General features: G+C 62.9%; 22 protein-coding genes. 10 read left to right on the forward strand and 12 right to left on the reverse strand.

The features are described from left to right. Positions 1-16 precede the first annotated feature (16 nt). A complete protein-coding gene (locus B9Y51_RS06150) occupies positions 17-601 on the reverse strand; it encodes a nucleoside/nucleotide kinase family protein (RefSeq protein WP_126855563.1) in 585 nt (194 codons plus the stop codon). Then, entirely contained in the window at positions 598-1,188 is a 591-nt protein-coding gene (locus B9Y51_RS06155) for a low molecular weight protein-tyrosine-phosphatase (protein WP_342742325.1), read from the reverse strand. The genes B9Y51_RS06150 and B9Y51_RS06155 overlap by 4 nt, the downstream gene beginning before the upstream one ends. Before the next feature lie 190 nt (positions 1,189-1,378). Here B9Y51_RS06155 and dnaK point away from each other — a divergent pair, with 190 nt between their 5' ends. From dnaK to B9Y51_RS06175, 4 genes are all read left to right on the forward strand, one after another. Then, the gene (gene dnaK / locus B9Y51_RS06160; RefSeq protein ID WP_085529159.1) at positions 1,379-3,235 is read left to right on the forward strand and encodes a molecular chaperone DnaK; all 1,857 of its coding nucleotides are present in this window, start codon (positions 1,379-1,381) and stop codon (positions 3,233-3,235) included. After that, entirely contained in the window at positions 3,235-3,858 is a 624-nt protein-coding gene (locus B9Y51_RS06165) for a nucleotide exchange factor GrpE (RefSeq protein WP_048683768.1), read from the forward strand. Before dnaK ends, B9Y51_RS06165 begins: the two co-directional genes overlap by 1 nt. Positions 3,859-4,023: 165 nt before the next feature. Beyond that, positions 4,024-5,061, forward strand: a complete 1,038-nt coding sequence (locus B9Y51_RS06170) for a DnaJ C-terminal domain-containing protein (RefSeq protein WP_048683766.1) — start codon at positions 4,024-4,026, stop codon at positions 5,059-5,061. 3 nt (positions 5,062-5,064) lie between these two features. Further along, positions 5,065-5,505 carry a heat shock protein transcriptional repressor HspR gene (locus B9Y51_RS06175; protein WP_048683765.1) on the forward strand — a complete coding sequence of 147 codons (441 nt, stop codon included), beginning with the start codon at positions 5,065-5,067 and terminating at the stop codon, positions 5,503-5,505. A gap of 11 nt (positions 5,506-5,516) precedes the next feature. Here the strand turns inward: B9Y51_RS06175 and trmB are convergent, their stop codons facing one another. The 3 genes from trmB to B9Y51_RS06190 all read right to left on the reverse strand — a co-directional run bounded on the left by trmB (position 5,517) and on the right by B9Y51_RS06190 (position 7,645). Then, positions 5,517-6,314, reverse strand: coding sequence for a tRNA (guanosine(46)-N7)-methyltransferase TrmB (trmB, locus tag B9Y51_RS06180; RefSeq protein WP_085529160.1), 798 nt, complete (start codon positions 6,312-6,314; stop codon positions 5,517-5,519). 106 nt (positions 6,315-6,420) lie between these two features. Further along, positions 6,421-6,849 (reverse strand): hypothetical protein, encoded by a 429-nt coding sequence (locus B9Y51_RS06185; protein ID WP_048683758.1) that lies wholly within the window; start codon positions 6,847-6,849, stop codon positions 6,421-6,423. 130 nt (positions 6,850-6,979) lie between these two features. Continuing rightward, the gene (locus B9Y51_RS06190) at positions 6,980-7,645 is read right to left on the reverse strand and encodes an HAD family hydrolase (RefSeq protein ID WP_173834741.1); all 666 of its coding nucleotides are present in this window, start codon (positions 7,643-7,645) and stop codon (positions 6,980-6,982) included. A gap of 74 nt (positions 7,646-7,719) precedes the next feature. On the opposite strand from B9Y51_RS06190, the gene B9Y51_RS06195 reads away from it, so the two are divergent. The 4 genes from B9Y51_RS06195 to B9Y51_RS06210 all read left to right on the forward strand — a co-directional run bounded on the left by B9Y51_RS06195 (position 7,720) and on the right by B9Y51_RS06210 (position 12,537). Next, positions 7,720-8,307: a hypothetical protein gene (locus B9Y51_RS06195; RefSeq protein ID WP_085529162.1), complete on the forward strand. Its 588-nt coding sequence runs from the start codon at positions 7,720-7,722 to the stop codon at positions 8,305-8,307. Positions 8,308-8,470: 163 nt separating this feature from the next. Continuing rightward, complete coding sequence (gene clpB / locus B9Y51_RS06200; RefSeq protein ID WP_085529163.1) at positions 8,471-11,098, forward strand: ATP-dependent chaperone ClpB; 2,628 nt, start codon at positions 8,471-8,473, stop codon at positions 11,096-11,098. 120 nt (positions 11,099-11,218) lie between these two features. Next, positions 11,219-12,160: a Sir2 family NAD-dependent protein deacetylase gene (locus B9Y51_RS06205; protein WP_085529164.1), complete on the forward strand. Its 942-nt coding sequence runs from the start codon at positions 11,219-11,221 to the stop codon at positions 12,158-12,160. Between the two features lie 170 nt (positions 12,161-12,330). Continuing rightward, positions 12,331-12,537 carry a DUF3073 domain-containing protein gene (locus tag B9Y51_RS06210; RefSeq protein ID WP_048683747.1) on the forward strand — a complete coding sequence of 69 codons (207 nt, stop codon included), beginning with the start codon at positions 12,331-12,333 and terminating at the stop codon, positions 12,535-12,537. Between the two features lie 108 nt (positions 12,538-12,645). Here B9Y51_RS06210 and purM read toward each other — a convergent pair whose 3' ends face one another. The 5 genes from purM to B9Y51_RS06235 form a co-directional block, all read right to left on the reverse strand. Continuing rightward, entirely contained in the window at positions 12,646-13,797 is a 1,152-nt protein-coding gene (gene purM, locus B9Y51_RS06215; protein ID WP_048683744.1) for a phosphoribosylformylglycinamidine cyclo-ligase, read from the reverse strand. 43 nt (positions 13,798-13,840) lie between these two features. Next, complete coding sequence (gene purF / locus B9Y51_RS06220; RefSeq protein WP_085529165.1) at positions 13,841-15,496, reverse strand: amidophosphoribosyltransferase; 1,656 nt, start codon at positions 15,494-15,496, stop codon at positions 13,841-13,843. A 102-nt stretch (positions 15,497-15,598) separates the two neighbouring features. After that, on the reverse strand, positions 15,599-15,955 hold the full coding sequence (locus tag B9Y51_RS06225; RefSeq protein WP_085529166.1) for a hypothetical protein: 357 nt from the start codon (positions 15,953-15,955) through the stop codon (positions 15,599-15,601). Further along, on the reverse strand, positions 15,952-16,362 hold the full coding sequence (locus B9Y51_RS06230) for a sterol carrier family protein (RefSeq protein ID WP_048683740.1): 411 nt from the start codon (positions 16,360-16,362) through the stop codon (positions 15,952-15,954). Before B9Y51_RS06230 ends, B9Y51_RS06225 begins: the two co-directional genes overlap by 4 nt. A 4-nt stretch (positions 16,363-16,366) precedes the next feature. Beyond that, the gene (locus tag B9Y51_RS06235; RefSeq protein WP_085529167.1) at positions 16,367-17,413 is read right to left on the reverse strand and encodes an asparaginase; all 1,047 of its coding nucleotides are present in this window, start codon (positions 17,411-17,413) and stop codon (positions 16,367-16,369) included. Between the two features lie 178 nt (positions 17,414-17,591). Between B9Y51_RS06235 and purD the strand changes: the two genes are divergently transcribed. Together purD and B9Y51_RS06245 are read left to right on the forward strand one after the other, a co-directional pair. Next, the gene (gene purD, locus B9Y51_RS06240; RefSeq protein WP_085529168.1) at positions 17,592-18,884 is read left to right on the forward strand and encodes a phosphoribosylamine--glycine ligase; all 1,293 of its coding nucleotides are present in this window, start codon (positions 17,592-17,594) and stop codon (positions 18,882-18,884) included. 68 nt (positions 18,885-18,952) lie between these two features. Beyond that, the gene (locus B9Y51_RS06245; RefSeq protein WP_085529169.1) at positions 18,953-19,876 is read left to right on the forward strand and encodes a phosphoribosylaminoimidazolesuccinocarboxamide synthase; all 924 of its coding nucleotides are present in this window, start codon (positions 18,953-18,955) and stop codon (positions 19,874-19,876) included. On the opposite strand, the gene B9Y51_RS06250 is transcribed toward B9Y51_RS06245, so the two are convergent. Next, complete coding sequence (locus B9Y51_RS06250; protein ID WP_238650876.1) at positions 19,840-20,571, reverse strand: FadR/GntR family transcriptional regulator; 732 nt, start codon at positions 20,569-20,571, stop codon at positions 19,840-19,842. The two genes, B9Y51_RS06245 and B9Y51_RS06250, sit on opposite strands and share 37 nt — an antisense overlap. Positions 20,572-20,605: 34 nt before the next feature. After that, entirely contained in the window at positions 20,606-22,270 is a 1,665-nt protein-coding gene (locus B9Y51_RS06255; RefSeq protein WP_085529170.1) for an L-lactate permease, read from the reverse strand. Positions 22,271-22,584 lie beyond the last annotated feature (314 nt).

The raw sequence follows: 22,584 nt of genomic DNA on the forward strand, positions 1-22,584 counted from the left end.
GCGGCTCAAACAACGGTCAGGAGTCGAAGAGCTTGGCCTCTTGGTCCGCCCAGAGCGCCCAATATGGCCGGTAGAGGTCGCCGTCGCGACGAAGCGCGCGAAACCGGCGCACGGGAGTTTCCACGTGTAACCACAGACCGAAATGGCCGCTCACCTCGGGGTGCCCCGGGGCTGAGGCTCCCACTCCTTCGGCGATGAGGAAAGGCACGCTCGCTGAGACCGTGCGTTGGGCTTCTTCAGCCTGGCCGCGGGTCCAGTCCCAGGCGTTCCAGGCGGCGTCGTGGCCGGTGAGGAGTTGATTCAGCATGGCGGCATAGTGGTCCACGCCTGCGGCCAGGCCTTCCCAGCCCGGGTACAGATCTTCCAAGTGGAATAGCTCCGATTTCGGCGAGACGTCGGCGCGGGCGCGGTCTAAAAGCCGCTCGGCAAGCCGTGATTTTCCGGAGCCGGAGCGGCCGTCGATGGTCACGATGAACGGACCCGGGCCCGTAAATGCCTCGTACTCGCGCCGGATGGCTTTCCAAATGGCGGACTCATCCTCGGACGTGATGGTGTAGGACGGCACCACCCATAGGGGCCGATGCCGCCGGCGGAGGCTCATGCGCCGTCGGAGTGATCGCTCGCGGAGCGCGCCCGCGGATCACCTGAGGCCTCTTCGATCACGCCATCCACGGCGTCGCGGATCATGGCGAAGGTGGCCTCGAAATCCGATGCGTCGCCGTACCAGGGGTCGTAAATTCCCAAGTCTTCGTGTGCTTGGTCGCTGACGGCCGGATCGAATTCCCGAAGCAAATGAATCTTGCTGGCCTGTTCCTCGTCCGACGCCATGCGGCGCAGGGCCTTTTCGTGCGGAAGGTCGAGGGCCAATACGAGGTCGCAATCCGCCAGGTCTCGGCGCGTGACCTGGCGAGCCGAATGATCCTGCGTATCGATGCCCAAGCGCGCGAGAACTTTCCGCGCTCGCGGATCGATGGGATTGCCCTGTTCTTCGTCGCTCACCCCGGCCGAATCGACCACCACGCCGTCCAGACCCGATTCTTCGGCGGCCCGACGGAGGAGGTACTCCGCCATGGGGGAACGGCAAATATTGCCGGTGCAAACAGTCACGATGCGATACATGTACACCACCCTACCCGCGGCTGGTGGCTGAACGAGGGCGGAGCGAAGCCAATGTTCAGAGGTGGCCACCGGTACGCATAATAAAGTTGAGTCTAGTTAGCTCAACTCTCTTGACAGGTGTCGGATGTGTGGCAGACTTGAGTCAGGACAACTCAAGAAGTGAGACCTCCGGGTGCTCAAAGTGGGGCGACTCGCACATGATCATTTCGTGCGGATCCTCCCCGGACCCGGTTTCGGATTAAGAAAAGGAGAAAACCATATGTCACGTGCAGTAGGCATTGACCTCGGAACGACCAACTCCTGTGTCGCAGCCCTCGAAGGCGGCGAGCCCGTGGTCATCGCGAACGCCGAGGGCGCTCGCACCACCCCGTCTGTTGTTGCCTTCGGCAAGGACGGCGAAACTCTGGTCGGCGACATCGCCAAGCGCCAGGCCGTCACCAACGTGGATCGCACCATTGCTTCCGTGAAGCGCCACATGGGCACCACCTGGACCGAAAACATTGACGAGAAGAAGTACTCCGCTCAGGAGATTTCGGCTCGTATTCTCCAGAAGCTCAAGGCAGATGCCGAGGCCTTCCTGAACGACACCGTTTCGGATGCCGTGATCACGGTTCCGGCGTACTTCAATGACGCCGAGCGTCAGGCGACCAAGGAAGCCGGCGAGATCGCTGGTTTGAACGTTCTGCGCATCGTCAACGAGCCCACCGCCGCGGCCCTCGCTTACGGCCTGGACAAGGGCAACGAAGACGAGCTCATCCTGGTCTACGACTTGGGTGGCGGCACCTTCGACGTCTCCCTGCTGGAAGTGGGCAAGGACGACGACGGCTTCTCGACCATTCAGGTTCGCGCGACTGCCGGTGACAACCGCCTCGGTGGCGACGACTGGGATCAGCGCATCGTGGATTGGCTGCTCGAGCAGGTCAAGTCGAAGACCGGAGCAGACCTCTCCAACGACAAGATCGCTCTGCAGCGCTTGAAGGAAGCCGCCGAGCAGGCCAAGAAGGAGCTCTCCTCGGCCAGCTCGACCAACATCTCGTTGCAGTACCTGTCGGTCACCGCCGATGGCCCGATCCACCTGGACGAGAAGCTCTCCCGCGCGAAGTTCCAGGACATGACCCAGGACCTGCTGGACCGCACGAAGAAGCCGTTCCACGACGTGATCGACGAAGCCAACGTCAAGGTTTCCGACATCGCTCACGTGGTGCTGGTCGGCGGTTCGACCCGTATGCCCGCCGTTGTGGACCTCGTGAAGGACCTCTCGGGCAAGGAGCCCAACAAGGGCGTCAACCCGGATGAGGTTGTTGCCGACGGTGCCGCCCTCCAGGCCGGCGTGTTGAAGGGCGACCGCAAGGACGTTCTGCTCATCGACGTCACCCCGCTTTCCCTCGGCATCGAGACCAAGGGTGGCGTGATGACCAAGCTCATTGAGCGCAACACCGCGATCCCGACCCGTCGTTCGGAGACCTTCACGACCGCAGAGGACAACCAGCCCTCCGTGTCGATCCAGGTCTTCCAGGGCGAGCGTGAGTTCACCCGGGACAACAAGTCGCTCGGAACCTTCGAGCTCACCGGCATTGCCCCGGCTCCCCGCGGCATGCCGCAGGTCGAGGTGACCTTCGACATCGACGCCAACGGCATCGTGCACGTGTCCGCTAAGGACAAGGGCACCGGTACCGAGCAGTCGATGACGATTACCGGAGGCACCTCGCTGTCGAAGGAAGACATCGATCGCATGGTCAAGGACGCTGAGGCGAACGCCGAGGCCGACAAGAAGCGCCGCGAGGCCCAGGACACCCGCAACAACGCGGAGACCCAGGCTTACCAGATCGAGAAGTTGCTCAAGGACAACGAGGACAAGCTCCCCGAGGACATCAAGTCCGAGGTCCAGGGCGACATCGACGAGGTCAAGAAGGCGCTGGAAGGCGAAGACGACGACGCCGTCAAGTCTGCGTTCGAGAAGTTGCAGGCTTCCCAGACCAAGCTCGGTGAGGCGATCTACTCACAGGCCCAGGAAGGTGCCGCTTCGGAGGGCTCCTCCGAGAGCGATTCCGCGTCGGCCGATGAGGACGTCGTCGACGCCGAGGTCATCGACGATGAGGATGAGAAGAAGAAGTAATGACTGAGCCGAATGACACCACTAACCCTGAGGGAAACGACCCGCTCGAGGATGCCTTCAACGCTCCTGACGCGGAGGGAGCTCCCGCGGCGGAAGACGCCGAGGGTGTAGGTGCCGAGGCCGGCGAACCAGAAGGATCCGCGGCGGACGACGCCGCGGATCCCGCCGAGGCGGAGCCCATCGCGGACCCCACCACTGAGGCCGAGCAGCTCGCCAACGAACGTCTCGAGGACCTACGCCGTCTGCAGGCCGAGTTCATGAACTTTAAGAATCGGTCGCAGAAGGAACGCGAGCAGCTTCGCGAATTCGTCGTCGCCGACGTCGTGGGCGCGCTGTTGCCCGTGATCGACGACATCGACGCCGCGCGGAATGCTGGCGACCTCAACGAGGGACCGTTTGCTTCCATCGCGACCAAGTTCGAGGAAGCCCTGAATAAGCAGGGGCTCGAGCGATACGGTCAGGTGGGCGAAGAATTCGATCCCAAGGTTCACGAGGCCGTCCTCCAGCAACCGACGAGCGAGGTCCAGCCGGACCACATCGCGATGGTGCTGCGGAGCGGCTACAAGGTTAAGGACCGCGTCTTGCGGGCCGCGCAGGTCGCGGTGGCCGTCGCAGAGGGCTAATCCCCCAGAGACGGAAGCGTCCTCGCGAGTGAGCTCTCGCGAATCGTCGACGCCGAGGCCATGAACTTTCGCCGCAACGGCGGAGGTTCGGCCTCGGCGTCGTTCGCATCTATTACCTTCACAAGAACAGGACATCACGACGAAACGCTTTGAAAGGAGGCGTCAATGGCCAGCGAGAATTGGCTAGAAAAAGACTTCTACAAGGTTCTGGGCGTCTCCAAAGACGCTAGCGACGCCGATATCAAGAAGGCTTATCGCAAACTGGCGCGCAAATATCACCCCGATCAAAATCCCGGTGATGCCGCTGCCGAAAAGAAGTTCAAAGAAATATCCGAGGCGCATACCGTGCTATCGGATCCTGAGGAACGGAAACAATACGACGCCATTCGCGCGATGGGTTCCGGCGCGCGATTCAGCGCGGGAGCCGGCGGTCCGGGCGGTGCCGGTGGTCAGCCCGGAGCGGGCGGCTTCGAGGATTTGTTCGGCGACATGTTCGGCGGCGGGCGGTCCCGTGGCTCGTATGGCGGAAATCCCTTCGGCGGTGCCGGTGGGCCCCGCGTTCAGTACGGAGGCGGCGGAGACCCCTTTGCCGACCTCTTCGGGGGCGGCGGCTTCAGTTCCGGAGGGCAGAATCCCTTTGGTGCCCAGCAGCCACCTCGAAACCCCGACGTCGAAGCCTCCATTACGGTGGACTTCCATCAGTCCCTCGAGGGAGCTAAGGTCAAGGTCAATCGGCCGGACGGGCGAAGCACGACCATTCGATTGCCGGAAGGCGTTCGGGATGGCCAAAAAGTTCGCCTTCGCGGCAAAGGCAACGTTGGGCCGGGCGGAAAATCGGACCTCATCGTGACGGTCCATGTGCGCCCGCACCCGTTCTTTGAGCGCGATGGCGACAACTTGACCGTGCGCGTCCCCGTGACATTCGAGGAGGCGGCTTTGGGAACAATCCTCTCGGTCCCGACGACCGACGGTTCGAACGTGCGATTGCGGCTCAAGCCGGGCCAAGAGGCAGGCACTCGAATGCGGGTGCGCGGTCGCGGCGTGAAAACCACAAAACATTCGGGGGATCTGTACGTCATCCCGGAGATCCAGGTGCCGGAGAATCTGTCCCCGGAGGCCGAGGAAGCCCTGAAGAAATTCACAGAGCTTTCTGGCCAGAGCGACCCGCGGGCCGACCTCGCGGAGCAAGCAAAGGTGGGATAGTCCATGCAGTTCAGTGACGTGAATCAGCCACTCTTCGTGATTTCCGTGGCCGCGGAGCTTGCGGAAATGCACCCGCAAACCCTGCGGCAGTACGACCGTCTCGGCTTGGTCACACCGTCACGACTGCCTGGTCGCGCACGCCGGTACTCCCAGCGGGATGTCGAGCGGCTACGTCAGATTCAGGATCTTTCCCAACAGGGCGTATCCCTGGAAGGCATCAAGAGAATTCTGCAACTCGAAAACCAGGTTGACGCCTTGCAATCGCGGGTCCGTGAGCTCACTCAAGAGCTCCAGGACACCCAAGATAAGCTGGCGGAATCCAGCCGGGTGTTCGCGGCGACTATAGGGGGCGATGTCGTTCGGTTGGGGCGCGGACAACGCCCCGTATCGCAGCCGAAGACGAAGGCCCTGGTCATGCGGAAGCCGCCCTGGCCCATGCCCTAGATGCTCGGAGGCTACTGCTCCGAGTCTGAGTTGTTGGACTCAATGCGACGGTAGGCGAGGTCGTGCGCGCGGCGCCCGGCCTCGCCTGCTTTGCGTTCGAAGCTCGTGAGGGTGCGCCCTTCCCACCGGGGCGCCCATCCTCCCTGCGGGTCTTCCTCCGTGGCGCCTTCACCGGGGTAGAGGTTTTCGAAGTCTGGCGCGGCTTCCATGACGTCACGCATCACGAAGGCGTATTCTTCCCAGTCGGTCGCGAGGCGCCACACGCCGCCGGGCTTGAGAACCCGGGCGACCTTTTCCGCGAAGGCGGGGGAGACGAGGCGGCGCTTGTGATGCCGTGATTTATGCCAGGGGTCGGGGAAGAAGACCCAGATCTCGTCGACGGACCCGGGTTGGAGCAGATGGTCCAGAACTTCCGGAGCGTTGGCCTGGATGCATCGGATGTTGGTGACCTCGGCCTGGCTCATCTTGAGCAACAGGTCGGCGAGGCCGGGTTTGTAGACCTCAACCGCGAGGTAATCGAATTCAGGGTGTTCCGAGGCGGCGTGGACGATCGCCTCGCCCAAACCGGAGCCGATTTCCACCACGAGCGGGGCTTCGCGTCCGTAGATCTTGCGGTGATCGAATTCCGCGCCCTCGGCCACCGACGTATCGGTGACCTCCCGGGGGACTTCGAGCACGTGAGTCGGGGCGTACGTGTCCCACGCCTTTTGTCGTCGGGCGGTCAGTCGGTCGCCGCGTCGAACAAAGGAATAGGGCTGGCGATGAAATTTAGCGGGAACGTCGCTCACGGGACAGGCACTCCGGGGCATATTGCGGTTACGAAGGGAAAGGCGGACTCACCGCCAGAACGCCGCCCGAGCGCCATGCGTGATGAATCACGCGGGGTGCGCGGGCGGCGTCGTGGGGAGAAGAGAACTACTTCTTCTTGGACTTCTTCTTGCCCTTGGTCTGCACCAGGAGAGCCAGGGCGATCGCTGCGAGCCAGGAATCCTTGGCAATCGCGGTGCCGTCCTGCGTGGGGCGGATGCCATCTTCCTGGGTGAATTCCTCCGTCTTGAAGTACATGGTCAGCATGCCACCGGAGAAGGCGCCGAGCGCGAGGCCAGCCAGACGGGTCGGAATAAAGGGAGCGACAAGAGCGCCACCGACGGCCAGCTCCGAGTAGGCCAAAGCCTTGCCGAAAGTTGCGGCGTCGAGGTCCTTGACGGCCGGGAATGCCTTGCCCGCCATGGACTGGAGGTAACCCGCGGTCTGCTCGTCAAGGTTCAGCTTGCCGAGCCCCGAGTTAATGATGAAGGCGCCGGGGATGGCGCGAAGAGCTGCATTGGAGAGTGAAAAGGCCATGGTCGTTTCCTTTCGTGAGGTTTCTGGTTCGGGCCACCGAGCACGTGTGCCGGTCACCCACCCGGTGACAACCCTATACCGTGCCGTGGCCTTGTCGTTAGGCCGATGACCCCCGGAGTGGGGAGGCGCGTCAGGCGTCCTGATTGGCGAAAAGCCCACGGAGCTTGGCGAGCGTCAATTCCTCGTGATCCCAGTGAACGGTTCCTTCTCGGGGACCGACGGGTTGCATCCCGGGGACCACGACCGTTTTCATGCCCGCGGCCATCGCACTGGCGACGCCGGAGGGGGAGTCCTCGACGGCGACGCACTGCACCGGATCCACCTCGAGTTTCTGAGCCGCCAGGAGGTAAGGCTGGGGGTCCGGCTTCGGGGAGGTGACGTTTTCGTTTCCTATAACGACTCTGAACAAGCCCTCCGGACCTCGAGAAGCGGTCATGGTCGCGATTTCGGCGGTCGCATTGGTCACAATGGCTGCGGGGATCCCTGCCTCGGCCACTTCTTGGAGAAGTGCGGAGATGCCCGGGAGGAAGGGGATTGCCGTGCGAGAGATGACGTCCCGGGCGTCGCTCGTCAAACGTTCCATGAGCTCGTCGTAGGAGAGATCAATGCCGAGCGCGTGGAGTCGGTCAATGGTTTCCGACATGGGGCGGCCCAGGCAGAGGAGGGTGTCTTCTTCGGTCCACGTCTTGCCAAATTCTTCGGCCAATTCGGTCTTGGCTTGAGCCCATAAGGGTTCGGTGTCCACCAGAGTGCCGTCGTGGTCGAAAAAAATTGCCGCGGGAAGATGTGAAGTCATGGATATAGCCTACTGGTCTCTGGGAAGACCACCGGGCGGGTGAGGGTCGTTCCGTCCTTGCCTAAACTGGAAGGGTGAAAGCAGACAGCGACGTGCACACCATCGATTCCTCGGATTCCCCTCGACCCCTCGTGGACGGTCGTCGTTCCTCGGCCTGGTTGCGTATATCGACGTGGTTGGGCTTTCCGATGAGCGTGCTCGGTGCTGCCTGGATCACGGCGGGGCGTGCGCTCTTTGGGGCCGGCGGCTCGCTCATGGTGACCTTTTTGGTGAGCGTCGGTCCGCTGTTTCTGGTCGTCATGCTCGTTGCGACGTGGCGCATTCGCCGGGATGCGTCGCGGTATGAGGCGCGGGCGACGTCGGGGACCGTGGCAAGCCTCCAAGTGATCACCTGGGTTCTCGCCGCGATCTTCGGGTTCCTCATTCCCGACCGGCTCGATGGCCGAACCGTTTCCGCGCTCTCGCAAACCTTTGGTGCCGACCTCGTGGGCCTTTCCGCCGGCTTCGGGAACACCTTCGGCATTCTGACCTTCGTGGCGGCCTTCGCGACGCTGATCGTCGCCTTCGCGCAGGACCGTTTCAGCGCCAACAAGTCCAACGGACGACCCGCAACGGAGGATGAACTCCTCGATTCCCTCAACTACAACGACGGCGAGTACTGACGCGACCGCCAGCGGCTGTGGCCATCGAAGGCCGGCATGGCAGCTCAAAACCTGTGGAAAACTTTTCGGAAACCTCTATACGTGAGAACTTGAGCGTAGTAGACTCAAGTTAGCTGAACAAAGACGTAGCAACTGAACCACTACTAACGATGAGGAGCCCACCTTGGATACTCAATTCACCACCAAGAGCCAAGAGGCTCTGAACGCCGCGACCATGAATGCTCAAACGGCGGGAAACCCGCAGATTGAGCCGGCCCACATTCTTAAGGCCCTTCTGGATCAACGAGAAGGCGTGGCCGTCGCCGTGCTCAAAGCCCTCGGCATTTCCCTGGATCCGCTCTCCACTCAGGTCAGCGAGATCATTCATAACCTCCCGTCGTCCTCCGGAAACTCCGTGGCGCAGGCGCAATTCTCTAGGCAATCGCTCCGGGTCGTTCAGAACGCCCAGCAGGCGGCGTCGTCACTCGGCGATAGTTTCATCTCCACCGAAGTCCTGCTGTGGGGTCTCGCGCAGGTCGACGGCGACCCCGCGGCCGCAGCGTTGAGCGACGTTGGCGCCACCCCCGAGGCCATCGAAAAGACCATTCCGTCGGTTCGCGGAGACCAAAAGGTCACCTCTGCCGATCCGGAGGGAACCTTCAAGTCCCTGGAGAAATACGGTACGGACCTGACTGCCGTCGCGCGCTCGGGCAAACTCGACCCCGTGATCGGTCGGGATTCCGAGATTCGCCGGGTGGTGCAGGTGCTCTCCCGGCGAACCAAGAACAACCCGGTCCTCATTGGCGAACCCGGCGTCGGCAAGACCTCCGTGGTGGAGGGCCTCGCCCAGCGCATGGTGTCCGGCGACGTGCCCGAGTCATTGAAGGGTAAGACCCTCATCTCCCTGGACCTCGGTTCGATGATTGCCGGTGCTAAGTATCGTGGCGAGTTCGAGGAGCGTCTCAAGGCCGTCCTGGACGAGATCAAGAAGTCCGAGGGGCAGATCGTGACCTTCATCGATGAGCTGCACACCTTGGTCGGTGCCGGAGCGTCGGAAGGCTCGATGGACGCCGGAAACATGCTCAAGCCGATGCTGGCCCGTGGCGAGCTGCGGCTCATTGGCGCTACCACGTTGGACGAATATCGCGAGAACATCGAAAAAGACGCCGCGTTGGAGCGCCGTTTCCAGCAGGTCTATGTGGGGGAGCCCAGCGTCGAAGACACCGTCGGAATTCTCCGTGGGTTGAAGGAACGCTACGAGGCCCACCACAAGGTACAAATCGCCGACTCCGCGCTTGTTGCCGCCGCGACGTTGTCGAATCGGTACATCACGGGACGTCAGCTTCCGGATAAAGCGATCGACCTCGTGGACGAAGCCGCGTCCCGTTTGCGCATGGAGATCGACTCCGCGCCCGAGGAAATCGACCAGCTTCGACGCCAGGTTGATCGGATGACCATGGAAGAGCTGGCGCTGGCCAGTGAATCTGACCCGGCGTCGATCGAGCGTTTGGAAGCTCTTCGGGCCGACCTCGCGGACAAACAGGAAGAGCTGACCGCGTTGAACGCCCGTTGGGAGGCGGAGAAGGCCGGCCTGAACAAGGTGGGCGACATCAAGTCGCAGATCGACGAGATGCGTTCCAAGGCGGAGGTGGCGCAGCGAGAAGGAAATCTCGCCGAGGCTTCGCGCCTGTTGTACGGCGAGATCCCGGCCAAGCAAAAGGAGCTCGACGCCGCACAGGCCGAGGAAGACCAGCAGGCGAATCGGGATAAGGAAACCATGGTCTCGGAAGAGGTCACCGCGGACGACATCGCCGAGGTCATCTCCAACTGGACCGGAATTCCGGCGGGCCGGATGCTGCAAGGCGAGTCGGAAAAACTGCTGAACATGGAGGCGGAGCTGGGGAAGCGGCTCATCGGCCAGTCCTCCGCCGTGGGCGCCGTGGCCGACGCGGTCCGCCGTTCTCGTGCGGGTGTGGCCGACCCGGATCGACCCATCGGCTCCTTCTTGTTCCTCGGGCCAACCGGCGTCGGAAAAACGGAGTTGGCCAAATCCCTCGCCGAGTTCCAATTCGACGACGAGCACGCTCTGGTGCGTATCGACATGAGCGAATACGCCGAAAAGCACTCGGTGTCTCGCCTGGTGGGAGCCCCTCCCGGGTATGTCGGTTACGAGGAGGGCGGCCAGTTGACCGAGGCGGTGCGGCGTCGTCCGTATTCTGTGGTGTTGCTGGACGAGGTTGAGAAAGCGCACCCGGAGGTCTTCGACATTCTCCTGCAGGTTCTGGACGACGGCCGTCTCACCGATGGGCAGGGGCGCACCGTTGATTTCCGCAACGTGATCCTGATCCTGACCTCGAACCTGGGCAGCCAGTTCCTCGTGGACCAGAATCTGGATGAGGACGCCAAGAATGAAGCGGTCATGAACGTGGTCAATGCCTCGTTCAAGCCGGAATTCCTCAACCGGTTGGACGAGATCATCATGTTTGACCCCCTGACCGGCGCGGACTTGGCGCAGATCGTGCGTCTGCAGGTGGATGCCTTGGCGCACCGCCTGGGAGACCGGCGTCTGGTCCTGGACGTCAGCCAGGCCGCGACCGAGTGGCTCGGCATGACGGGCTACGACCCGGCCTACGGGGCCCGCCCCCTGCGTCGTCTGGTGCAACGTCAGATCGGTGACCGTTTGGCCAAGGGCATCCTGTCCGGAGAGATCCACGACGGGGACGTCGTCCACGTGGACGTCAGCCCCGACATCGCTGACGACGGCCTCGTCGTGACGGCGGAACGGCCGGGCAGTAACGCCGGGGAGCGATGAGTCAGGTGAGGGGCTAGACCCGGTCGTGGAGCGACGGAGGGGCACCGAAAAGAGTGTCCCTCCGTTTCGCTGTCAGGGACGGGCCCAGGCTGATGCGAAGGGCGGTATGGTGATCCCGTGATGACAGGTTCCCTGGGTGATGACCCGCCGTGGAGCAATGCCCACCGAGCCGCATTGCGTTCTATCGCGCGCGTCGTCGAAGAGACGACCACCGCGACCCCGCCCGAAGAAGCCCTACCGCGCGTTGCCGAGATGCTGCGTCGCGGCCCGACTCTGGTGATGACCGGGGCCGGGGTGTCAACGGATTCGGGAATTCCCGACTATCGAGGGCCCGGCGGATCGTTGCGGCGCCACCGCCCCATGACGTATCAGGAATTCCGCCACGACCCGGAGGCTTCTCACCGGTACTGGGCGCGTTCATTTGTGGGCTGGAGGCTCATGAACCGAGCGATGCCCAACCGGGTTCACTATGCGATCGCTGAACTCGAACACGCGGGGTACGTGAGCGGCGTTGTGACACAAAACGTGGATGGGCTTCATGCCCAGGCGGGAACGCGGCGACTCGTCGCCCTCCACGGAGATCTCGGCCGAGTGGTCTGCCTCAAGTGCGGCGCGGTGGAGGAGCGCCACAGTCTGGACGCTCGGTTGCGCGCCGCGAATCCGGGATATCTGGAATCCATCGAATTGGACCCAAGCTTGGTGAACCCCGACGGCGACGTCGAATTGACCGGCGAATGGGTTAACCGATTCCAGATGGTCGGGTGTTTGGTGTGCGACTCTCGGCTCGTGAAACCAGACGTGGTGTATTTCGGAGAGCCCGTGCCCGCAGAGCGCAAGAGGCACGCGCGCTCGCTGCTGGCGGAGAGCACATCGTTGCTGGTGGTCGGCTCGTCTTTGGCCGTCATGAGCGGCCTGCGATTGGCCCTTGACGCGATGCGCCGTGATCAGCCCGTGGCGATCATTAACGGTGGTCCGGGGAGAGCCGATACCCGTGCCGACGTCGTGTGGCGAACGCCCGTGGCCCGCGCCTTTGACGGCTTGTTGGACGAATTGGACCCGTGATCAGGCACTCCGCGGGCGGAAGAGAACGCCCGTGTCACGTACGTTCCTCGGTGGGCATACTACCGATAAACCATGTACCCTTAACACACGGAAGATTAACGGACATTCCGGTGGTGCGTCGTGTGCACGTTGCGGCGCCGCCGGTGCGAGCGATAAGAGGGGGTCACGCCATGGGGCGCGGCCGTCAAAAGGCTAAGGCAACGAGGCAGGCGCGGGAGATCAAGTACTTCAGCCCGCAAACCGATTACTCGGCACTCGAACGCGAACTCAGTTCGGCCAAGGAGCGCCGCGCCCAGCGCGGTGAGACTCAGCCGAGCGAAGATCGAGGTTCCGAGCGCTTCGAGGAATACGATATGGAACTTGGCGAGGACCGATAGCGTCTAGGGCGCTCGTCCTTACCGAAAACGCCGCCGCGCGCGTCAACCGCCCATTGGGCTGGTTGACGCGCGCGGCGGCGTTAATGTTGTGTCTGGGGTCCGCGGGATCTACGCGTAGGATCCGATGAGGCGCACCGCGCCACCGTCAACGCCCTTGGCGCCCTGAACGTAGTCCACGCTCGGGGCCTCCGGGGGATTGGCCTCGGAAATCTCACCCAGGGTCCATGAGCTGACACCCCGGTCGTTCAGGTGTCGGACGGCGGCGTCGGCAACCGAAGGATCGACGATGGCCACCATCCCGACCCCAAGGTTCAACGTCCGCTCCATATCGGGCTGGGGGACCTTGCCCAACTCCGCAACCACGCGGAAGATCGCAGGAATCTCCCACGTCGAGCGGTCGATGCGGGCCTCGAGACCTCGCGGCAAGACCCGGGCCAGATTCGCGGCCAGACCGCCGCCCGTGACGTGAGAGAACCCACGAACCCCGTGACCCAGCTGCCCGTCGTCGCCGTTGACGGGGAAGGTCCGAGCCAAATCCAGCACGTCCGCTGCGTAGACTCGGGTGGGTTCCAAGAGCTCCTCGCCGAGCGTCCTGCCGAACTCTGAGACCTCGCGGTCCAGTGACCAACCGGCCACGTTGATGACCTTTCGCACCAGGGAGTATCCGTTGGAGTGGATCCCGGAGGAAGCCATGCCGATCACGACGTCGCCCGCCCTGACGCGGTCCGGGCCCAAGAGTTCGTCGGCCTCGACAATTCCGGTCGCGGCGCCCGCGACGTCGTATTCGCTGTCACCGAGGAGCCCCGGATGCTCGGCGGTTTCGCCACCGACCAGCGCCGTGTCCGCGACGGAACAAGCCGAAGCGATGCCGCGCACAATATCCGCGATGCGCTCGGGAACGACCTTCCCGCACGCGATGTAGTCGGTCATGAATAGAGGCTTGGCTCCGACGACCACGATGTCGTCGACGACCATCCCCACCAGGTCATACCCAATCGTGTCGTGGATATCCAGGGCCTGAGCAATGGCGACCTTGGTTCCGACGCCGTCGGTCGACGTGGCCAAGTACGGCTTCGTGTATTGGGCCAAAGCGGACACGTCAAAGAGACCCGCAAACCCGCCGACACCGCCCACGACGCCTTGCCCATGTGTGGCTTTCACGGCGTCTTTCATGAGTTCGACGGCCCGGTCGCCGGCGTCGACGTCGACACCTGCGCTCGCGTAGGTCAGTCCGGAAGTGGTCGGGTGGGTTTGAGCCATCGCTGGTCCTTCAGGGTCGGTGATCGTGTAACGGTCGAAGAGGTTATTGGTCGGTGTCGGTTCGGTCCTCGGGGAGAACCAGGGATTCGAGATCGGAATCCGGGCCCGGATCGCATGACGACCCACGAACCATCTGGCGTTCTGCGGTGCGGGTCATGCCGGACGTGGACGTGGACCCGTCCGTATTCGACGCTCCAGGCCGTCGGTCGACGGGCCGTTTGGCGGAACGGGACGAACGGTGGGCGTCGAAGAGGTTTTTTCCGAGGCGGTCCGCGTCGGGCAACTCGATGGGGTAGCTACCGGTGAAACAGGCCGTGCACAGTTTCTCTCGGGGTTGCTGCGTGGCGGCGATCATGCCGTCTTCGGAAATGTAGCCCAGGGAATCGGCGCCCATGGATGCGCCAATTTCCTCGACGGTCATCCCGTTGGCAATGAGCTCGGCCCGCGACGCGAAGTCGATGCCATAGAAACAGGGCCATTTGACCGGGGGAGACGAGATACGAACGTGGACTTCGGCGGCACCCGCCTCGCGAAGCATACGCACCAGGGCCCGCTGGGTGTTGCCGCGAACGATGGAATCGTCGACGACGACCAGTCGTTTACCTTCCACCACGGTGCGCAAGGGATTGAGCTTGAGTTTGATGCCCATCTGGCGCATCGTTTGGGTCGGCTGGATGAAGGTGCGGCCCACATAGGCGTTCTTGACCAGGCCATTTCCGTAGGGGATGCCGGATTCCTCCGCATAGCCGATGGCCGCGGGGACGCCAGATTCCGGTGTCGGCATGACGAGATCCGCCTCGACCCGATGCTCCCGGGCCAGCTGACGACCCATCTCGACGCGGGATTCGTAGACGGCACGTCCATTGATGACGGCATCCGGCCTGGAGAGATACACGTGCTCGAAGACGCAGCCGGCCGGTGTGGCCTCGGCGAATCGAGGGCTCCGGAGGCCGTCTTCGTCGATAGCGATGAATTCGCCGGGTTCGACGTCGCGGACGAATGTGGCACCGACGATATCGAGAGCGGCCGTCTCGGAGGCGACGACCCATCCTCGTTCCAACCGGCCCAGGACGAGCGGCCTGACTCCGTACGCATCCCGCGCCGCGTACAGGGTGGTTTCATCCATAAACGTGAGGCAGAAAGCGCCCTTCAGCGTCGGAAGCAGCTCGATCGCGGCTTCCTCCAAGGAATCGTGGGGGTGCTCGGCCAGGAGCGAGGTCACCAGCGCGGTATCCGTGGTGTTGCCTTGGGCAACCTCGCCCGCCGACGGGAAACCCGACTTGTCGATCAGCCGGTCGTAGAGATCCGCCGAGTTCGTCAGGTTGCCATTGTGAGCCAACGAGACGGTGCCATGCGGCGTCGATCCGAGCGTCGGCTGCGCATTGGCCCACGTGGTTGCGCCCGTGGTGGCGTATCGGCAATGGCCAATAGCCATATGCCCGCGAAGGGTTCCGAGGATGGTTTCGTCGAAGACTTGGGAAACCAACCCTAGATCTTTATATACGGAGATCCGTTCGCCGTTGCTCGTGGCGATGCCGGCCGATTCTTGCCCTCGGTGCTGCAACGCATAGAGGCCGAAATAGGAGAGGGTTGCGACATCTTCTCCGGGGGCCCAAACGCCGAACACCCCGCACTCATCCTGGGGAGCCTTCTCGCCGGGGTGGATATCATGCGACAGTTTTCCGTCGGGTCGAATCACGAGGAGCTTCTTCCTGAAATGGGCCGTGTGATCGTGTGATGGTGTTGCGGATACCGCGAACAGGGTTCAGTGTATCCGGGCCGGAGGGTTCGGACCGAGGAGTTACTCCCGGCCATCATCATCCAGGCGTACGGCACGGAATCGTTGAGCCTTCTTGCGGGAACGACGGTCCGCGATGAGTCCGATAACGGCACCCAGCACCGCACCCGCGGTTCCGAAAATCACGGCCATCATGCCGAAGATGGCTCCGGCCGTGTACATCTGATCCGGCGGCCCCAATACTGTGGAAACGGCCGCGACGATCAGGCCAAGAATCAAGCCTGTGACAAGAAATGCGATGACCGACGGCGCCCGCCGGACGAGGATCTCGCGCTCTTCTGGGCCGCGGGAGGGCGCATTGTCCCTGGAACTGTCACGGGACGCACTGGAACCGGTGGGTGCGGAGGGTGATTCGGTCATTGATTCAGGGTACCTTTTTCCGCGTCACGCTTCATCGAGACGCGGGTCGCAAAAAGGGGGAGTAACGCCGAGATATCGCTTCGGTTCCCGGACGCGTCAATGGAACCTTGGGTTCGAGCCTCCGTCCAGGTCAGGCGGCCCGTCACGAGTCCGAGCCAGGTGGCGGCGGAGGTCTCGACGACGCTGGGCGGGGTCCCTCGCGTGTGACGCGGCCCTTCAATCGCTTGGGTGACTCCATAAGGGGGAACGCGTACCTCCACCGAATTACCCGGTGCCCGATGCGCCAGTTCCTCGAGGGAGTAGCGCACGGCGGTGGCACGGGTCTTCCGGTCGGTGGCCTCTGGATCCTTCTCCCAAGAGCGGATCGCGGCGAGGCCTACGTCGTCGGAAATTTTGCGGCGGGCCATGGAGCTACTCGAGGCCTTCCGAAGCGTCCGCAACGCCAGGATCGTCTTCCACGGTGGCTTCTGGGTTGAAGGCACCGCCGAGCCGGATCTCGCCCACCCTCACGTCCGCGCCGTTGATGGGCGGAGTCGTACGTGAGATCAAATCCTTCGCGATCTGCGGATCCACATAACCTTCCTGAGCCAACAGGGAGAGCGCGACCATCGTGACCGCCCGGGGAGAACCATCTAAGGCCTTGACCGCGACGCCGGCTCCCTCGCGAGTACCGATCGCGAGGATGCCTTCGGCACCGAACTTCGCGACAACGTCCAGTTCCTCCATCACGAGTGTGTTGGGGCGGCCGTGGTTTTGAACCATTTCGGGATAGTCGTTCATGGCGGTGGCCATGGTTGCCGTCCTCGCATCGGCCGAAATGTTGCGGATGCCCGCACCCAACGTGGAGTAGGCCTTGGCGAGTCCGTTGAGGCTCATCGTGGGGACGGGGGCCCCGCAACCGTCCACGCCGACGTGTTGGACGCGCTCACCCGTGGCCTCTTCCACGATCTCCAGGACCAGGCGCTGGAGCGGGTGGTCCGGCTCCAGATAGGTCTCGGTATCCCAATCGTTGTGGGCGCAGGCCCAGAGAAACGCGGCGTGTTTTCCAGAGCAGTTGAAGGCAATGCGCTGACGACCCTTCTCGTGCGAGACGAGATACGCGCGCGCTGCGTCGTCCTTGGGATAGGCCGCTGGGCACTGCAGATTCTCCGGGGTGAGGCCGGCAGCCTGAAGCATGCCCGCAACGACCTTCATGTGCTCGAAGGACCCTTCGTGCGAACCGGCGGCAATCGCTACTTGAGCACCTCGCAAAGGGGCGCCAGCCTTGAGCGACGCAATCGCCTGGAAGGGTTTCAGAGCGGATCGCGGGTAGATGGCGGCGGCCGAATCCCCCAGCGAGCGCACCAGCTCACCCTCGGGAGACACGACGGCGGCCGCACCAAGATGGCGTGATTCGACGAATCCGCTCCGTTCGACGACGGCCAGCTCGGCCGCCCTGTCTGCGCTGAAAGTCTCCATGGGCACATTCTTCCACGTCGAGGCCCTGTGGCCACCGCGTCACGGGACGTCGTAGTTGAGTGGTTGGCAAAGCACATTCCGCTTTACAGCATGGTGTGCTTCACAAGGAGGTAATAACTTAGGAGGGGAGGAGCGGGCCGATGGCTCGAGATCGTGACCTTTTCGTTATTGTTGCTCTATGAAGGTTTTGGTCCTTGGCCCCGGTGGGCGAGAGCACGCGATCATCACTGCGCTTCTGCGCGATCCCGCCGTGACGGAGGTGCACTCGGCGCCGGGTAACGCGGGCATCTCTGTCATCGTCCCCACGCACTCGATCGACGCGAACAGTCCCGAAGAAGCGACGGCGCTCGCCGAGAGGCTCGAGGCAGATCTCGTGGTCATTGGACCCGAGGCACCGTTGGTGGCCGGCGTGGCCGATGCCCTGCGAGAAGCGGGCTTCCCGGTATTTGGCCCGGACGCGGCCGCAGCCCAGCTGGAGGGGTCCAAGGCATTCGCCAAGGAGATCATGGCCGAGGCCGATGTCCCCACCGCGATGTCGCGTGTGGCGCACGATGCCGCGACGGTCGAGGAAGCCCTGGACGCCTTTGGCGCCCCTTACGTCGTCAAGGACGACGGCCTGGCCGCGGGCAAAGGCGTGGTGGTTACGGAACGTCGGGATGAGGCCCTTGAACACGCCATGGCCTGCATCTCCGCCGGGTCCAGCGTGGTCATCGAGGAGTACCTGGACGGCCCCGAGGTCTCGCTCTTCGTGATCTGCGACGGACAGCGCACGGTTCCTTTGAGCCCGGCGCAAGACTTCAAGCGCATCTTCGACCGCGATGAAGGGCCGAATACCGGCGGAATGGGTGCCTACACTCCCTTACCGTGGCTGCCGGAGAATTTTACCGACGAGGTCATTCGCCGCGTGGCGCAACCCACCGTGGACGTCATGGCGCAGCGAGGCACGCCATTCGTTGGCGTGCTGTATTGCGGGCTCGCGGTGACCCGCCGTGGACTTCGGGTGATTGAATTCAACGCCCGTTTCGGTGATCCCGAGACCCAGGCGGTCCTGGCTCGTCTCAAGACGCCGTTGGGCCAGTTGCTGCTCGCGGCCGCCAACGGGGACCTCGGCGAGCGCGAGGCTCTGCAATGGGACCTCCGCACCGCCGTCGACGTGGTCATGGCTGCGGAACACTATCCCGATGCGCCGCGTAAAGGTGACGCGATCCACGGCCTCGACGACGCAGAGGCTCTCGACGATGTCTCTGTGCTTCACGCGGGAACCCGTATCGATACGGACGCCTCCGGGAACCCATCCATCGTGACTCATGGCGGTCGCGTCTTGGCGGTCGTTGCTCTCGGCGACGATCTTTCCGAGGCCCGGTCCAAGGCATACGCCGGGGTCCACAAAATTACGTGGGAAGGCGCCCAATATCGCACTGATATTGCGGAATTGGCCGCCGCAGGCGACGTCGTCGTCCCCACCACCTAAAGCTCATCACGCATCGGGCCACGCGCGTGCGGCGCGGGCCGCACACCACGCACACAGGAGTACAGCGCATGTCCGAAGAACCCACCGAAATTCCCGGCTGGAAGCATATTTATTCCGGTAAGGTCCGAGACCTCTACGTTCCCGCCAAGGGGAACGACGTCGTCGGATGTTCCTTCGCGGATAATGCCGAGGCTCGGGCCGGTTCCGTCATGGTGGTGGCAACCGACCGGATTAGCGCCTTCGACCACATCCTGCCCACGCCGATTCCCGACAAGGGAAAGATCCTGACCCAGCTGAGCCTGTGGTGGTTCGACCAGTTGAAGCAGGTGCCCAATCACGTCCTGTCGACCTCGGTTCCCGAAGAGGTCTCCGGACGGGCCATGATCTGTAAGTCCCTGTCGATGTTTCCCGTTGAATGCATCGCGAGGGGGTATCTGACGGGGACCGGGCTCAAGGAATATCAAACCTCGGGGACGGTCTGTGGCGTGCCGTTGCCAGGCGGGTTGGTGGACGGCTCGCGCTTGGAGGAGCCCATCTTTACCCCGACGGGCAAGGCCGAGGTTGGGGAGCACGATGAAGCGATCACCTATGAGGAAGTCTCTGATGCCGTGGGCGCATCGATGGCGGAGCGGGTTCGCGAACTGACATTATACATCTATTCCACCGCGGAGAAGATCGCCCGAGAACGAGGCATCATTTTGGCGGACACCAAGGTGGAATTCGGCCTCGACTCCTATTTCGGCGAGGTGACCTTGGGCGATGAGGTGCTCACCCCGGATTCCTCACGATTCTGGGATCGCGATCAGTGGGAACCCGGCCGCCCTCAATCGAGCTTTGACAAGCAATTCGTGCGTGACTGGTTGACGTCGGACGCTTCCGGCTGGGACGGCAAGACGACTCCGCCGGAGCTTCCGCAGGAGGTCGTCGAGAAGACGAGGGCACGGTACGTGGAAGCTTACGAGAAGCTCACCGGGCTGGAATTCTCCGCGTAGGCCACCCCAAAGAACCATCGGATGTGTGCGCTGACTCGCTCGGCGGCCAGCTCCGCGTCACGATCTTTGACCGCCGCGAGTATTCCGCGGTGTTGTTCTTGCAAGTGACGTTTGACCTCGGGCCAATCGGTAATCCTCGGCACGCCTTCTTGGACGTATCCGACCGTGGCCTGGCGGAGGGAATCGAGGATCGTGGTCACCACCACGTTCCCGCCGAGACTGGAGATCAGCAAGTGGAATTGGGCGTCGAGCTCGTGGAAGCGGGCGTCCGGTAGGTTCGGGTCGTCCAGCTCATCGAGGCAACGCGCGGCACGGGTCATGGTGACCTTGTCGGACGTTCCTTGCCAGAGATTCGCGGCGTCGGATGCGGCTCGCGATTCGAGTTGCTCGCGCGTGGCAACGACGTCGCTCACCGGCAGAAACTTCGACGCCAAATGCATGCGCAGGCCCCAGCCCAGGGCGGCCGATGGCTCGGATACCACGGCCGCACCCGCGCTGGGGCCGGAACCTACGCCGGATCGAACCAGACCCATCGCCTCGAGAACCCGGATGGCCTCGCGGACTGATGCCCGCGAGATCCCGAAGCTCTCTGCCAGCGCGCGTTCCGACGGCAATCGATCGCCGACGGTAAGCTCGCCGCTGCGCAATTTGCGTTCGAGGGACTGGACGATGATGCTGTAGGCCTTATTTTCCACATGCATAGCCTAGACGTAAGATTCCCGGCTCTGACTAGGGCAGCATCCATGCGAGCACGTTGGACTGCAAGAAGACCAACAGGCAGATGATCAAGAGCATCGCGATGGACCAGGGAACAACCTTCTTGAAGATGTCCGATTCCCGACCTTCCATACCGACCGAGGTCGCGGCAATGGCGAGGGACTGCGGAGAAACCATCTTGCCCACGACGCCGCCGCTCGAGTTGGCGGCGAGCATCAGGTTGGGATCCAATCCGGCATTTTGGGCCGCGGTGTGCTGGAGGTTCGAGAACAGAGCGTTCGCGGAGGTGTCCGATCCCGTCACTGCCGTGCCCAACCAGCCGAGGGTCGGGGAGAGGAACGCGAAAATTCCACCGAGGGAGGCGAGGAACGTACCGATCGCGACCGTCTGCCCCGAGAAATTCATGACGTAGGCCAACGCGAGAACCGACACGATGGTCAGTGCGGACCACCGCATGCGATAGAAGCACGTCCACAGCTGGGCGATGGCGTGCCCGATGCCCAGGCGGTAGCGGCCTTTTTCGTTGAAAACGGCGTACACCACGGTGACGATGAGGCCCGCGATCAACAACATGGTTCCAGGGTTAGACAGCCACTGGAACTTGTAAACGGCTCCGGAAATCGGCTTGCCGCTGGCGTTGACGATGTGCTCCGAAATGATGGGCCAGGGAATCTTGACATCCGTCTTGGCCAGCAATTCCGGCAAATTCACACCGGCCTTCCACAACTTGCCCATCGCGAAGACGGCAACGACGACGACGTAGGGAACCAGTGCCATCCAGACTCGGCCGGGCTTCAACTGTTCCGCCTGAGGGGGCGCCGCGATGTCGTTGCGCGTGCGGAAGTCCTCCGCTCCTCGGGGCTTCCAAACCTTGAGGAAGAGCACGGCCACACCCATGGAAACGAGGCACGCGACGATGTCAGTGAGTTCGTAGGAGAAGTACGTGGAGGACCACCACTGGGCAATACCGAAGGACAGACCGATGACGATGGCGGCCGGCCAAGCGTCCTTAACGCCCCGGAAGCCATCGAGGAGCCACAGCAGGATCAGCGGAACAATCACGGCGACGAACGGTGCCTGGTGGCCCACGATGGCTCCGATCAGCGCCGGGTCCTCATTCGTCAGGGTTCCCGCAGTCGTGATCGGGATAGCCAGTGCGCCGAAGGCGACGGGAGCGGTGTTGGCCACCAAAACCACGACGGCGGTGCGCAACGGGGCAACCCCGAGGGCGAGGATCATCGTGGCCGTGATGGCCACGGGAGCGCCGAATCCGGCAAGGGCTTCCAGGAGGCCGCCGAAGCAGAAGGCGATGAGGATGGCCTGGACGCGCAGATCACCGCCGCCGATGCGGTCGAAGATCAAGCGCAGGTCTTCGAATCGCCCGGACTCCACGGTGACTTGGTAGAACCACAGGGCCGTGACGATGATCCACACGATGGGGAAGGCGCCGTAGGCCAGACCTTGGGTTCCAGAGAGCAGAGCCAAACCAAGAGGCATATGGAAGCCGATCCAGGCAACCAATAGAGAAACCAGAAGTGCCGTCAGCGCTGAGACGTGCGCTCGGGCTTTGACGCCCAGAAGCATGATGAAAAAGGTCAACAGCGGCAGTGCTGCGACGAGGGCCGTGAGGCCGACCGAGCCTGCGACGGCCGTGGTGGTGGCTGTGAACGAGTCCACGCGGTCTCCTTGTGTCATGGAGGGGAAGCCGCGAAGGCCGCTTCACCTCTGATGCGATCTGTGACGATGCACGGTGTATGCGGCCTGCACGTCATTGTGTCGCCCATTACACTGTGGTCAGACCAGACCATACCCAGATCGTGGTCCGAATCCAAAACATCCAGTGCGTTACGGGGGTGGGGAAGCGTCCGGGTGGCGGATGACGTTTTCTGAACGACACGCCGGATCGAAGTGTTGCCCGACATGACGTGGTGACTTGCGCATGGGAGAGGGCGGATGCAGTGAGTTAGGCCGGCCTTATTGGAGGCAGTTAA

The organism is Kocuria massiliensis, assembly GCF_900169715.1.
Lineage (GTDB): Bacteria > Actinomycetota > Actinomycetes > Actinomycetales > Micrococcaceae > Rothia > Rothia massiliensis.

Coding starts and splice junctions, on each gene's coding strand:
- B9Y51_RS06210 (WP_048683747.1), top strand. CDS start 12,331: ATGGGGCGCGGCCGTCAAAAGGCTAAGGCAACGAGGCAGGCGCGGGAG.
- B9Y51_RS06235 (WP_085529167.1), bottom strand. CDS start 17,413: ATGGAGACTTTCAGCGCAGACAGGGCGGCCGAGCTGGCCGTCGTCGAA.
- B9Y51_RS06175 (WP_048683765.1), top strand. CDS start 5,065: ATGCAGTTCAGTGACGTGAATCAGCCACTCTTCGTGATTTCCGTGGCC.
- B9Y51_RS06245 (WP_085529169.1), top strand. CDS start 18,953: ATGTCCGAAGAACCCACCGAAATTCCCGGCTGGAAGCATATTTATTCC.
- B9Y51_RS06165 (WP_048683768.1), top strand. CDS start 3,235: ATGACTGAGCCGAATGACACCACTAACCCTGAGGGAAACGACCCGCTC.
- purD (WP_085529168.1), top strand. CDS start 17,592: ATGAAGGTTTTGGTCCTTGGCCCCGGTGGGCGAGAGCACGCGATCATC.
- B9Y51_RS06205 (WP_085529164.1), top strand. CDS start 11,219: ATGACAGGTTCCCTGGGTGATGACCCGCCGTGGAGCAATGCCCACCGA.
- B9Y51_RS06230 (WP_048683740.1), bottom strand. CDS start 16,362: ATGGCCCGCCGCAAAATTTCCGACGACGTAGGCCTCGCCGCGATCCGC.
- dnaK (WP_085529159.1), top strand. CDS start 1,379: ATGTCACGTGCAGTAGGCATTGACCTCGGAACGACCAACTCCTGTGTC.
- purM (WP_048683744.1), bottom strand. CDS start 13,797: ATGGCTCAAACCCACCCGACCACTTCCGGACTGACCTACGCGAGCGCA.
- B9Y51_RS06170 (WP_048683766.1), top strand. CDS start 4,024: ATGGCCAGCGAGAATTGGCTAGAAAAAGACTTCTACAAGGTTCTGGGC.
- trmB (WP_085529160.1), bottom strand. CDS start 6,314: ATGCCCCGGAGTGCCTGTCCCGTGAGCGACGTTCCCGCTAAATTTCAT.
- B9Y51_RS06185 (WP_048683758.1), bottom strand. CDS start 6,849: ATGGCCTTTTCACTCTCCAATGCAGCTCTTCGCGCCATCCCCGGCGCC.
- B9Y51_RS06225 (WP_085529166.1), bottom strand. CDS start 15,955: ATGACCGAATCACCCTCCGCACCCACCGGTTCCAGTGCGTCCCGTGAC.
- B9Y51_RS06150 (WP_126855563.1), bottom strand. CDS start 601: ATGAGCCTCCGCCGGCGGCATCGGCCCCTATGGGTGGTGCCGTCCTAC.
- B9Y51_RS06190 (WP_173834741.1), bottom strand. CDS start 7,645: ATGACTTCACATCTTCCCGCGGCAATTTTTTTCGACCACGACGGCACT.